9 protein-coding genes are annotated in these 12,386 nt (G+C 59.7%); 5 read left to right on the forward strand and 4 right to left on the reverse strand.

The genetic code is table 11. From position 1 onward, the window contains the following. Nucleotides 1–180: 180 nt before the first annotated feature. From QTO31_RS18190 to QTO31_RS18200, 3 genes are all read right to left on the reverse strand, one after another. On the reverse strand, nucleotides 181–2,250 hold the full coding sequence (locus QTO31_RS18190; RefSeq protein WP_301430534.1) for a CHAT domain-containing protein: 2,070 nt from the start codon (nucleotides 2,248–2,250) through the stop codon (nucleotides 181–183). Further along, complete coding sequence (locus tag QTO31_RS18195; protein ID WP_301430536.1) at nucleotides 2,251–5,130, reverse strand: CHAT domain-containing protein; 2,880 nt, start codon at nucleotides 5,128–5,130, stop codon at nucleotides 2,251–2,253. It lies immediately after the preceding gene. A gap of 362 nt (nucleotides 5,131–5,492) precedes the next feature. Then, entirely contained in the window at nucleotides 5,493–7,133 is a 1,641-nt protein-coding gene (locus QTO31_RS18200; RefSeq protein ID WP_031461060.1) for an FAD-dependent thymidylate synthase, read from the reverse strand. 279 nt (nucleotides 7,134–7,412) lie between these two features. Between QTO31_RS18200 and QTO31_RS18205 the strand changes: the two genes are divergently transcribed. Both QTO31_RS18205 and QTO31_RS18210 read left to right on the forward strand, forming a co-directional pair. Continuing rightward, a complete protein-coding gene (locus QTO31_RS18205; protein WP_031461061.1) occupies nucleotides 7,413–8,090 on the forward strand; it encodes a histidine phosphatase family protein in 678 nt (225 codons plus the stop codon). Continuing rightward, nucleotides 8,090–8,884, forward strand: a complete 795-nt coding sequence (locus QTO31_RS18210; RefSeq protein ID WP_031461062.1) for an RDD family protein — start codon at nucleotides 8,090–8,092, stop codon at nucleotides 8,882–8,884. Before QTO31_RS18205 ends, QTO31_RS18210 begins: the two co-directional genes overlap by 1 nt. Here QTO31_RS18210 and miaA read toward each other — a convergent pair. After that, nucleotides 8,854–9,744, reverse strand: coding sequence for a tRNA (adenosine(37)-N6)-dimethylallyltransferase MiaA (miaA, locus tag QTO31_RS18215; RefSeq protein ID WP_035419876.1), 891 nt, complete (start codon nucleotides 9,742–9,744; stop codon nucleotides 8,854–8,856). The genes QTO31_RS18210 and miaA overlap by 31 nt on opposite strands. A gap of 237 nt (nucleotides 9,745–9,981) precedes the next feature. Here miaA and QTO31_RS18220 point away from each other — a divergent pair, with 237 nt between their 5' ends. From QTO31_RS18220 to trmD, 3 genes are read left to right on the forward strand one after another with little or no spacing between them, the layout of a single operon-like run. After that, nucleotides 9,982–10,572, forward strand: a complete 591-nt coding sequence (locus QTO31_RS18220; protein WP_031461064.1) for a GNAT family N-acetyltransferase — start codon at nucleotides 9,982–9,984, stop codon at nucleotides 10,570–10,572. A 9-nt stretch (nucleotides 10,573–10,581) separates the two neighbouring features. Further along, nucleotides 10,582–11,499 (forward strand): alpha/beta hydrolase, encoded by a 918-nt coding sequence (locus tag QTO31_RS18225; protein WP_031461065.1) that lies wholly within the window; start codon nucleotides 10,582–10,584, stop codon nucleotides 11,497–11,499. A gap of 5 nt (nucleotides 11,500–11,504) precedes the next feature. Then, nucleotides 11,505–12,257, forward strand: a complete 753-nt coding sequence (gene trmD / locus QTO31_RS18230) for a tRNA (guanosine(37)-N1)-methyltransferase TrmD (RefSeq protein ID WP_301430540.1) — start codon at nucleotides 11,505–11,507, stop codon at nucleotides 12,255–12,257. Nucleotides 12,258–12,386: the final 129 nt, after the last annotated feature.

The raw sequence follows: 12,386 nt of genomic DNA on the forward strand, positions 1-12,386 counted from the left end.
GGGGTGAGGGCCGCCCTCACCTTCCCCCCTGTCCCCCTTCCTCTCCCACGCTGTGGGAGAGGAGGGGGGATGCATGCAGGGTCGGGCAGGTATTTCCGGTGACGGCACGGCTAGGGGCGGGGTAAGAACTCGGCCCTATGATATGAGAGGTCGGATATGACCGGTGTATTGTTCTCTTTCCTACGCCTGCGACGGCTGTACTTCAACTTCAACTCGCGCATTCGGGTGGGCGAACAGGCTGTAGGCCAGCCAGGTCGGATCGTCGGGCTGACGGATGGCGTTGCGCGCCTGCCACATTGCCTCGGCGACGGTGGCAGGGCGATCAGGGTTGAGCAGCGCGGTGTAGAAGACTTCGCTGAAGCGGAGGGCAAACTCGTCGTTGACCGACCAGAGCGGCGCGATCATTATGCCCGCACCGGAGCCGACAAACTGCGTGACCCAGCCAGCAGCGCCGCTAAGTGAAGGTTGCTCGCGCCCCACGTGACAGGCGTTCAGGATGATCGCCGGGCGGTGGTTGCGTAGCGCGCTCCGGATGCGCGGATCAGCGATCGCGCTGCTCGCCAGCCACTGGTTGTCATCCAGGCCAATCGCGCTGCTGTGCAACGCCGATTGCGATTGAGCGAAGAAGTCGCCGTGGGTGATGACGTGCAGCCAGTCGAAGCCACCCGTTTCGAGCAGAGCGATGACCGCTGGCTCGGTCGCCCGTTGCGGGCTGCGGTCGGTCAGGCGATAGCGGGCAATCAGGTCGCGCAGCAGTTTGTGTTCTTCAGGGACAGCCTTCAGTTCCGGGTAGCAGGTAGGCACGATTGCAGCCAGTGTGCGCAGCCGCAGGCGCGGCAGGGGAACCACGCTCTCAAGGCTGTCGGGGCGCTTGAGCAGCCAGCGGGCGAAGTGGAAGGTCTGGCACCAGAAGTCTTCTTCCCAGCGATCCCGCCCACCGCTGTACGGACGCACCAGCTCCCAGGGGATGTCCGGCTCGTTCGATTGCACCAGCAGGCTCCAGCGTTGCCCGGCTGCGATGGCGCTCTGCCACTGGTGGCGCTCACGGTCATAGTATAGTTTGAGTTCGGGTGGAATCAGGTCATCCCACAGTTTGTAGCCCAGATTGCGGATGCGCCGCTCGACCTGTTCGGCAGTCAGGAGCAACGAACCACGCCGTCGGTTAGCGCTGTCGGTACCGCGTTGCAGCAGGTGTAACTCGTCAAAGAGCGCATTGAGCAGCGCGTCGGGGGGATGGCGCAGCGTCTGTTCGGCGTAGCAGAGCGTAACGTTGTCACGGTGCAGCGTGAACTGCATCCGCCCGGCAGGGTCGCGAAAGACGACGAGGGTGAGGTCTGGCGGTGTTACGTCAGCCATGCGCGGACTGACGGGCGTTTTCGGTATTAATGCTGGCGCAAAGACCGGCTCTACCTCTAGCACCTCAATGGGCGCCACGACCGTGGCGATGAGATTGCCGCGCTGCCAGAACTGGATGGCGATCTCGTGGGGACCGGTTTCGCGCGCCTTGAGGTGAAACACGACCGGGGCGCTATCGTCATCCCGCTCGACAATGATTGTTTGTTCGAGCGGACTCAGCGGTTCAAAGCCGGGCGCATCGATCCGTACCCGAACCTTACCCTCGAAAACCTCGATAGCCTGGAGCGCGACGCTCTCCGGCTGTGGTTGCATGGTCAGCGCAACGGTGACAGTGACCCGGCTGTTCACCTGCGCCCGTCGCGGGCAGGAGATGTCGGTGTAGCGCGTGAAGCGCGGCTCGTAGAAGTGTTGATGTACTGTGGCCTGTGCGCCTTGACCAATACGCTGGCAGCGGTGCGAGGGGCCAGTCCTTTCGATCCTGTGTCGACGATGTACTGTGGCCTGTGCGCCTTGACCAATAGCAATGCCCGTACCGCTGATGTCGCCTGTCGTAATGCTCTCGCCGTAGATTGACGCTTCTCGTGTCCGAATCTCTTGCCAGACTGCCGAGAGTTCGGCGCCAGATGGCATGCCGCGTGTGCTGAAGCGGTTGTGCGCTTCGCCGGCACGTATAGTTCTGCGCATTTGGATCAGTTTTCGGTGGAGATCGGGATCGGTCTCGCGCAATAGGTCGGTAATGCGCATGGCAATCTCGGCGCGTGTATCATCATCGGCGTTCTGTTGAAACTGATCGACCAGTTGGCGCAGCACCGGCAGTAATGCGGGCCAATGCGAACTGGATTGGCCCTCGTCCCAAATGGCTAACAACGCGGCAATCGTTTCTTCACCAGCCATTTATGCAGCTTCTCCCATTGTACCGTTGAACGTAAATGCAGCCCAAAATATTGGATTGGCGTATGGATGGTCGTTCGGATGATCGAGCATATAATCCTCTGCTAGAGCACGTCCCTCCTCAATGAGATCGGTTGGCATCCGTGCGCCTGGAACCGGCACCGATTCCAGATTACGCTGCGGAGCCGCTTTGAGTTGGCGATGCCGCTGAAAATAGGCAAACATCTCTTTATAGGTCAGATCGCGCAGCCACTGTTGCGCCAGGCGCAATGCCCGCACCGGCGGTTGCGGCGCCAGCCCTGCTGCGGCATCGCCGTGCAGGTGCAGTTCGTAGAAGCGGTGCATGAGCAGCGCCGTGCTGAGGTCGTTGACACTCCAGAGCGTGCCGACAACGGCGGGCACGCCAGCCTGCAGGAAACCACCTGGCAGACCGATGCTCTCGTCGGGCAGGCGCCGGAAGTCGGTGATCGCGGTCTGGCAGGCCGAGAGCGCCACCAGGCGTAGATTGCTCAGCGCCGTGGTGTCGCCTGCCACCAGGTCGCGCAGCGTGATACGATCACCTGCCGCCAGGTGCAAGGCCGAATCGAGTGGATCGTCGGCGAAACTGCCATGGCAGGAAAAGTGACCAATGGTGCTCTCACCGAGAGCGGACCAGATTGCGCTACGAGTCGCAGCCTGCTCGTAGAACGTTGTCGTCGCCGCCGGTGGCAGCAGATCGCAGATACTGTGCAACTCTGCACCGGCATAACGCAGATCGCCGGTAGGATTCCCAACCCCAGCCAGCCGCACCCCCTTCGCTGCACGCCGCTGCTGTTCGCGTTGAGCGATGCTCAGTACCCGCGCCGACGGCGCATAAGCGACATCAAACTCGTCGAGCAGACAGCGGGAGGCGCCGTTGACCGTGTAGGTTGCGGCATGCAATGGTAACAGGCTGAGCAGACCGGTAGGAATAAGCGTTACGCCGGTGGCATTCAAGGTGCGGAGCCGCTGCGCCACGGGTGCGATGAGATGTTCGCCAAGCAGTGGCAGCGCCGTTTCCAGCGCCTTCGTCAGCGCTTCACCGCCGAGTAACTGGCCCGGCAGATACCCACCTACCACTTTATCGCCAGTGCGCACGAGCAGGAGGTTGTTCAGATCGTTCTCCGTAAATTCGTCGAGCAGCAGCGCTTCAGGTTCTGCATTGCCATCGGGAACGATCAGCGCCAGACTGCCCTGGGGAGTGGTGATCAGGTAGACCAGTGGCACGCCGGGTTGGGCGGCTGCCGCGATCTCAGCGTAGGTGGGAGGCCGGAGGAACGCTTCATAGCCGGGAATGGCGCGAATGGCTTCAATGGCGGCATCCAGATCGGCGCGGGCAGCGCGGATGCGGTTCGCCAGATCGGTGAACGACAGTTGCGCTGTGTCCTGGCGATCTGCTGAAGCGCGGTCGGTGCGTTCCAGGCTACGCACGATCTCCGCCGCTGTGCGGTAACGCTCGTAGATGTCTGGGTAGTCGCGTTCGATGATGGAGAGATCGCTGCGGTCACGGGTCAGTGTCTCGCCGAGGCCACGGGCGCGCCCAAGCTCGGCGACCTCGACGGCGCGACGCAGCGCGCCGGGGCGGGCAGCGCGGACAAGGGCATAGGCGGCACTTCGGAAGAGAGTACCAGTGGCTTCCAACTCGGCTGCCTTGCCAGACGGTGAGACCGATTCTCCGTAAAGTATCTCCGCCGCTTGAAGTGCCAGATCGTAGGCGCCCGTGGCTGCTTCCCAGCGACCTGTTTCAGCATACATCGCTCCTAATTGCCGCGCTGTTCGCCGACAATCATCCGGCATCCCTTCCGGTGTGAAGATCTCCAGCGCCTGGCGGTAGGCGGCGATCGCCTCTTCCAGGTTCTGCGCCCGGTCGCCCCGAATGCGGTCAGAGTAGGCGGTCGCCAGGTTCATCATCGTCGTCGCCCACTCGACCGGCATCGCCTCGCGGGTGATAACCGCGAGGGCCTGCTGATAGAGGGCAATCGCCTGTTCCAGGTTCTCCCCCCGCTCGCCGCGTGGGTTTTGGACAAGACTATTTCCCAGTTTAACATTGAGTGCCGCCCAAAGCCGCGGGTGGGTTGCCCGCGTTACGAGCGTAAGCGCCTGGCGACATAGTTCCACCCGCTCAGGCATGTCGGAAATACGGTTGAGTTGGGTGATCCTGGCGATCATTTGCTGAACTTCGGGCGGTAGCGCAGTCTCTGCATCCACACCACGAATCTGCTCCACTGATACACCGATCTTCTCAGCAAACGCTGCCGCCGCGCCAACCTCGCGGCAGCGCCGCAGCAGGGCACGGTGTGCCTCGAAAAAGGCGACGGCGTCGGCGTTATTTGCAGCGCGGGCGGCGGCGATTGCCTGGTCAAGCATTGCCAGCGCTTCGTCGCTCAGCAGTTCGGGGTGGGCCTGCACTTCCCGGTAACTGTCGATCCAGGTGCGGGCGTTGAGGAAGGCGTTTACAGCCTGCACCAATGCCGGATCATCAGTCAGCGCCACCAGCAGCATCGGGCGCGGCACGACTGTCAGTCCCTGGCCAAGCCAGGCGTCGTTCCACGCTGCGCCCAGGCGCTGGCGTAGGATGTCGATCAATGCAGCGGCATGCTGTTGATCCTGTTCGCTCGTGGTCTGCTGCGCGGGCGAGAAGAGGATGGGCGGCTCGGCGGTGGGGCGGAAGATCAGCAGCGGGGCGTCGAGGGTGCGGGTCTGGCCACACTGCGGGCATGTCGCAGTATGCAGAGTGCCGTTACGGATCTGTTCAACCAGGTCGGGGCGTTCGTCGGGGGCGACGATCAGCCAGATGTCGGCGGTGTGTGATGTGCCGCAGGCGGGGCAGGTGAGGGTGATCGGTTCGGCGTGCGAGATGGGCATAGCGGCATGGTCCTCATCTTGGCAGGTACGGTAGAAATTATCCTCTCTCCTCTCAATCACCCTCCTCCCACAAGTCGAGCGGAAGGGTTAGATATGCGCCTCATGCGTCTCTTCGGTTCCAGGAGCGCAGAGAGCCGGAAGGGCAATTGCGATTTGGGATACGTTATATCCAAATCGTAGCATGTTTCGGTGTGCAATTCAATAGTACTTTTGGTTTATCTGGATGTTTTCAGTGCTTGTGCTAACGAGTGTGTCATCTGGGGCGGGGGGTGGCACCGTCCCTATAATCACGGGCGGGTTTGGAACCCGCCCCTACACGGCACTGACGTGCGGGATCGCGGGTGGAAACGCCGGTATCTTTCTCACTCCTCTCCCTTCACTCTTCTCTTCTGATCCAGCCGCTGCTCGGCAGCGAGGCGTTCGAGGTCGTACTCGTTGTGATCAACGAACTGCATCCCAGCGGCGAGAGTTGGATGAACGGATTGGATTGCGTGAAACATCATCTGTGCGATCCGGCGATAGGTTGGGTGGCCCTGACGGGCGCTGCGCAGTTCGATCAGATGGTACGCTTCGCGCAGATTGAGCTTGATGCGCCAGCGCATGCGGAACGCGAAGGGAACTGCGTATTGCGCTTCGTTGGGGAAGATGGGTTCCAGGATGGTGACGAGTTCGGCGGCCTGTTCCAATGCTGCCCGGTAGCGGTCGGCAACGCCAATCTGTTCCAGTTCGGACGGGATGCTATAACCATGCATGACGGTAAACCGTTGCCGATCCTGGGTCAGCATCCGATGGCGCTGGAGGTCACGGTAGGCGCCGATGTCAGCCAGGATGTCGAAGGTGTAGAACGGTTCTTCAAAGGCACGACCAGGGCGGTGGAAGCGGCTGGCTCGCTCGCCGACGGCAGCAGCGATCAGGGCCTGGCGTTCCGCTGTGGTCAGGCCGCTAACGATGTCGCGCACCGTTGTCAGTGGCAGATCGAGATGAGGGTAGAGCACCGCTGCGGCCAGTTTCCACTCGGCGTCGGGATCATACTCGACCAACTGCACCGATACCGCCTGGTCAGATGCCGACGTCCGTTCGGTGATAGGACGGAGTCGCTCTGCAACAGCCGCTACCTGCGTGTGCGTCGAAGCCAGATATGCGGCATACGCCTGACCACGGTCGCTGCGCGCTCGTTTCACAAAGGCGTGAATGACCTGATCGAGTTCGGTCTGGATGGCGTCGGCAAGGGCCTGTGCTTCGGCAAGGGGTGAGGCACGGAGTTTGATGATCAGGTACTCGAAGGCGCGGCCATTGCCGAACAGGCCAACGTTGGTTTGGGTCGCCATCGGGAGCAGGCCTCGCAACAGATCGAGGGCTTTGGCCTGGATCGTGTTGCGGTAGGCACGCAACGAGGTCGCTTCGTCACGCGGGAATCGCTGCTGCAACCATTCCTGTACCAATGGGAGGAGCGCGCTGTAGGTGGTGAAGAGCTGATCCATCACGGTCACGTAGCGCTGGGCGAATACCGAGGCCATGATCGCCGGTTCGCGCAAGTAGCGATAGCCATGCGGCCCCATCAGATCGAACCGCACATAGCGAGTGGATTTTTCGAGCGGTGAAATGCCGATCCGACGATCTTCGAGGAGCTTGGCAGCGATATTGCTGATGCCCTCGCAGGCTAGATGCGCGCCACCCAGTTCAGCGACCGAGTCGTCGCCGTACCCGATCAGGACACGGTCGTAAAACGCTTCTGCCTGACGGGCGGCAATCAGTTGCGCGGCAGGACTGTCGCCAATCGCGGATACGATAGCGGCAAAGCCCGATTCCGGTTCGTTGATGAATTCGTCGAGCAGGAGGCGGCGCAGGCTTTTCGTGCTTCGGCTGTAACGGGCAAAGAGTGCCCCCTTCACGACCTCCGGTAGATTGCGCAGACAGAAGATTGGCCGGTCAACGTTGGTGACAAACGGCCGGAGAAGGGCGATTTCCTGGTCGGTGAATTGTTCGGTCGGTTGATCAAACATGGGGTTTCCCTGAGTTTCACTGTGTCCGTTATCGCAGATTATACTCGCTTAGGCTAGGTGTGATGCAGGGAGTGCGTTGGGCGCATGGGAAACCCGTCCCCGCACCTTCCCCCCAGCCCCTTTCACAAGCGAGCGGAACGGGGAGGATGGCCCGCACCTGCTTCTCGGCTGCGATCCTGTGGGGTCAGACCGGCTGTACCTCTCTTGATCATGATTAACAATCCGGTTGCAGGTACGTGCTACTATAAGTGATGTGGCCGTCTGTATGCGAGGATTTGTATGACGACTGTGTATCTGATCCGCCACGGTGAGACCGATTGGAACTTGCAGAAGCGCTGGCAGGGACATGCTGATATTCCGTTGAACGAGATTGGCTTTCGACAGGCGCGGTTATTAGCGCAGCGGTTGGCCCGCGAAGGAGTGCAGTTTAGTGCGATCTATAGCAGCGATCTGGCGCGGGCTTATCAGACGGCGTGGGAAATTGGGGCTGCGCTGCGAGTGCCGGTGCAGCTTTTACCGGCGCTGCGCGAGCTTGATGTAGGGAGCTGGAGTGGTTTAACAAACGAAGAGATACGTGACCGGTTTGCTGATGAGTGGGAACAGATTGCGCAGGGGCAGGATTTGCCGCGTGGCGGTGGTGAGACGATCGCCCGCTTTCAGCAACGAGTCGTGACGGCGGTAGAAGCAATGGTCGCTCAACACCGTGGTCATACCCTGGCCTTTGTAACCCATGGTGGCTGTATTCGGGCCTTGCTGGCGCGTGCAGAGAATTTTCATGGCTCAATTTTTGGTCATTATCGGGGGATAGGCAATACCTCGGTGACGATTCTTGAAATTGGTTATAAGCACTGGCGAGTGAAGCTAGTGAACGATATGAGCCATCTGGAAGTAACACACGAAACAGAGCTGGTGTCAACACCACCAGATGACGCCGAATTGCCAACGCAAGAGCAGTGATGCACACCCTTCAGCGTGATGAACAGTATCGGGTATTAACCCCTGAAGGGGTCGAGATTATCTACGCTGTGGCCGGCCCGGCGAGTCGCGGCCTGGCTGCGCTGATCGACTATCTGATATTGGTCACTATCCTGATCATAGGTGCAACCTCGATTGGTTTGAGTGATAGAGCGATGAGCACTGATCTGGCGTTGGCGCTGCTCGCTCTCTTCACCTTTGTGGTGAATTGGAGTTACTACATCTTCTTTGAATGGCTCTGGAATGGGCAGACACCGGGAAAACGGTTGTTGCGACTGCGCGTCTTGCGCGAGGGTGGACGTCCAGCCGACACGGGGGCGATCGTGGTGCGGAATCTGATGCGAGCCATTGATTTTTTGCCGTTGGGATACGGGGTTGGTCTGCTGGCAATGTTTGTTGATCGTTACCACCAGCGGCTAGGTGATTTAACTGCGGGGACAATCGTTGTTCACGAAGGTGCTCTGCTAACGCTTGATCAGGTGCTGCGACCAGTTGTTGTCCTGGTGCCGCCGCGAGCACCTGACGCCCCGCCAACCCCTCTTGTCCCCAACGTTGAACGGCTAACCGCCGAAGATGTCGCTCTGTTGGTCGAGTTTTTCCAGCGGCGGTTAGAACTCGATCTTGACTCGCGGCTGGAACTAGCGGCCCAACTGGCAATGATGATCCGGCAGCGTCTTGGTCTACCACCAGCCGATGGTCATCCCGAACGGTTTCTCGAACACGTGCTGCGCGAACATGAAGTGGCTCAGGCAATAATGGCGCGCCACGCCGGGTGATCGGGTGTCCAGATTTCAAGATTGGGCAACCGACGGAACCACATCTCTTGTCGGCGGATGAAGGCGTGGGTGTCGAAGCGTAGCCGCTCAATGCAGGAAGCCAAGTCAGATTTCCCCTCGAAATACGGTCGGAACTGAATATATCCCAGACTCGACATTGCCGGTAGCGACCAGTCGTAACCGCGTGCGAGCAAAGCGGCCACTTCCTCAACCAGCCCCGCTGCAATCATCCGTTCAATGCGAGCATCGGCGCGAGCGTACAATTCGGATCGCGGGCGATGCAACCAGATGGTGCGCGGGCGGAATGGCGGTGGCTGTCGCTCTTGCAGACGAGAGATAGGTTCGCCGCTGACCAGATAGACTTCGAGTGCACGGATCACGCGCCGCACGTTGCTCGGTGGAATGCGTGACGCAGCGACCGGATCAATGGCGGCAAGACGGGCATGGAGCGCGGTCGGACCTTCCTGCATTGCTATCTGCTCGAGTTCGGCACGTAAGGCAGGCTGTGGTGCTACCCGTGGGATTTGCCAGCCTTCCAGAATAGCCGCCAGGTACTGACCGGTACCGCCCACCAGCAACGGCACGCGCCCACGTGAGCGAATGTCGGCAATTGCGGCCAGCGCCAGATCGTAAAATTCGGCCAGCGAAAATGACTGGTCAGGGTCGCGAATGTCTATCAGATGATGCGGAGCCTGGCGCAGCTCATCGCGTGTCGGCTTGGCCGTACCGATGTCCATGCCACGATAAATCTGCCGTGAATCGGCAGAGACAATCTCGCCGTTGAGTTTCCTGGCCAAGGCTACGGCCAATTCTGTCTTCCCAACCGCAGTTGGGCCAACGATGGCAATCAGTTCTTCCAAGGCTCCTCCTCGATGTGCGTTCATTCGTTCCTGCACTCAGGGTTATTCCGAATCGGTATAACGCACTGCGTTATCATCGTTCACGGTTGTATCATACCCATGCTACAATACCTGTAGCACACAGGTGCAGCATACTGGTGAGACATATCGGCAGGTACCATTCAGCGTATCGTGAACGAGCGCAATCTGCGCCGTCGAGCATCTGTTGCCGGAGCACTAGCCACACCAGGAGCGACAATGAACGATCAATCTGTATGCCAGGCAGCAGCGATGACGACAATAACAACCCGTGATGGGCGCACGTTACGAGTACGGAGTCTGTCTGCACCCGATGCCGTGCTGCTTGAGCGGATGTTTTACCGCCTCTCCCCGCAAACAATCTACCGGCGGTTCTTTATCGCCGCCGAGCATGCCTCGCCGGAGCTGGTACACAAATCAGCACAGCGCCTGGCAGCGATTAATCCACAGCGTGAGGCGGCGCTGGTTGCCCTTGCCGACGAGCAAGACGGCGAGGAAGCGGTAGCAGTTGCTCGTTTTGCTCGCTTGCCACATAACCCGAAGGTAGCCGAAGCATCAATTTTGGTTCGTGATGACTATCAGGGCACAGGCGTTGGGCGCAAGCTGATGGAATTGCTGATCGCTGAAGCTCGCAAGAGTGGGCTTGAGCGACTGATCTTGTTGACCCACGCCGACAATACCGCTATGATTCGCCTTGCCACCGGCTTGGGCTTGCCTTTCAAGGGACGCCACGCCGAGGGTCTTTACGAAATTCATCTATTGCTCCAACCACAAAGCGAGACGAAATTTGAGTTTATCAGCAATGGATAAGGACGTGCTATGACTACCAGGTTTGGGCTGAGTTCCTTACCGATGGCGCTGACCGGCGCCATCGGCTTGTTAGGAGGCATTACCGGGACAGCTTATTACGTCAGTTTACGGGTTAGTCCGCCGCCGCGTCAATCTTACCTCGACAGATACACCTTTACCCCATGGGAGCTTGGCGTTCCCTACGAGAGGGTAGAGTTTCGGAGTAGCGACGGTCTCCGGCTGGTCGGCTGGTGGCTGCCTCGACCTGAGACCGATGCGGTGATCGTCGGTAGTCACGGTCACTCCGGTCGCAAAGATGAGTTGTTAGGCATTGGTAGTTATTGTTGGCGGGCCGGTTATAACGTGCTACTCTTCGATTACCGTGGGCGGGGCGAGTCGGACCCATGGCCACAGACGTTGGTCAGTCGCGAAGTCGAGGATTTGCTGGCCGCGCTGGCGTATGTCCGTCAACGCATACCCACAGCATCGATTGGAGTCGTTGGCTATTCGATGGGAGCCGCAGTGGGTATTCTGGCGACGGCCCGTGATCAATCGGTGAAAGCGCTGGTAGCCGATAGTTCGTTTACTGCCGGTGATGACGTGGTTGCCCATGGGATCGAACAAGTGCTACGCATTCCAGCCAGACCACTGGTACGGCTGGCCGATATGATCGTCGCACGCCGCCACGGGTATCGTTTCAGTCAAGCCCGCCCGATTGATGTTATTGGGCAGATCGCCCCTCGACCGGTTTTCTTGATCCACGGCACTGATGACACCATCGTCCCGGTGAGCCACGTTCGGCAATTATATGCCGCAGCCCGTGAACCGCGCATGGTATGGGAAGTGCCTGGTGCGGAACATTGCGGTGGGTATTTTGTTGATCGGATAACCTACAGTCGGCGCGTGGTTGAGTTTTTTGATCAGTATCTGCGCAGCGTCGAGGCATGACTACAATGCGGTTCGATATTCTGACGCTCTTTCCGGCTATGTTCCAGGGGCCGCTCACTGAGAGTATTCTCAAGCGGGCGCAACAGGCCGGGAAGATCGAGATTCACCTCCACGACATTCGACAGTGGACGACTGATCGCCATCGTACTGCCGATGATGCACCATACGGTGGTGGAGCCGGAATGGTGATGAAGGCCGAACCGTTGGCAGCGGCAATCCGCGCGGTACGCGCAGCCGATGAGCGGCAGGGGCCGACGATTTTACTGACTCCCGATGGTGAGCTGTTTACGCAAAGCATCGCTCGTGAACTGGCAACCCTGCCACGATTGTTACTAGTGTGCGGTCATTACGAAGGGATCGATGAGCGTGTGCGCGAGACGTTGATCGACCGCGAGTTGAGCATCGGCGATTATGTGCTGACCGGCGGTGAGTTGGCGGCCATGGTTGTTGTTGATGCGGTGGCGCGTCTGGCGCCGGGGGTGATTGACAGCGAGTCGATTGTTGAAGAGAGCCACAACGATTTTTTGCTCGAATATCCGCACTACACGCGACCAGCAGTATGGGAAGGGCTGGCAGTGCCGTCCGTGCTCCTTTCCGGTCACCACAGTGAGATTGCTCGTTGGCGCCGGGTCGAACGACTCCGCCGAACACTCACTCGGCGTCCCGATCTACTTGCCCGCGCCGCGGCTGCCGGGGTACTGACCCAAGCCGATTTGGCGCTGCTAGCCGAATGGGGCTGGCATCCCGACACCGGGTAAATTAGCGGTGGTAGCGGCAAACGAGAGAGGAGTGAGGGAAAGGAATGGCTGTTCCCCTTTCTCGCCCCTTTTGGCAGCGGAAGAGAGTTGGGAGAAAGCGAGAGAGCTTCTCCCTTCCGCTCAGAGCCT

The sequence above is a fragment of the Chloroflexus sp. MS-CIW-1 genome (genome assembly GCF_030444705.1).
Classification (GTDB): Bacteria; Chloroflexota; Chloroflexia; order Chloroflexales; family Chloroflexaceae; genus Chloroflexus.

Bases quoted from the DNA above. Each gene is read 5' to 3' on its own strand.
- QTO31_RS18200 (WP_031461060.1), bottom strand. From the start codon at position 7,133: ATGTTTGATCAACCGACCGAACAATTCACCGACCAGGAAATCGCCCTT.
- QTO31_RS18205 (WP_031461061.1), top strand. From the start codon at position 7,413: ATGACGACTGTGTATCTGATCCGCCACGGTGAGACCGATTGGAACTTG.
- QTO31_RS18195 (WP_301430536.1), bottom strand. From the start codon at position 5,130: ATGCCCATCTCGCACGCCGAACCGATCACCCTCACCTGCCCCGCCTGC.
- QTO31_RS18225 (WP_031461065.1), top strand. From the start codon at position 10,582: ATGACTACCAGGTTTGGGCTGAGTTCCTTACCGATGGCGCTGACCGGC.
- QTO31_RS18210 (WP_031461062.1), top strand. From the start codon at position 8,090: ATGCACACCCTTCAGCGTGATGAACAGTATCGGGTATTAACCCCTGAA.
- QTO31_RS18220 (WP_031461064.1), top strand. From the start codon at position 9,982: ATGAACGATCAATCTGTATGCCAGGCAGCAGCGATGACGACAATAACA.
- QTO31_RS18190 (WP_301430534.1), bottom strand. From the start codon at position 2,250: ATGGCTGGTGAAGAAACGATTGCCGCGTTGTTAGCCATTTGGGACGAG.
- trmD (WP_301430540.1), top strand. From the start codon at position 11,505: ATGCGGTTCGATATTCTGACGCTCTTTCCGGCTATGTTCCAGGGGCCG.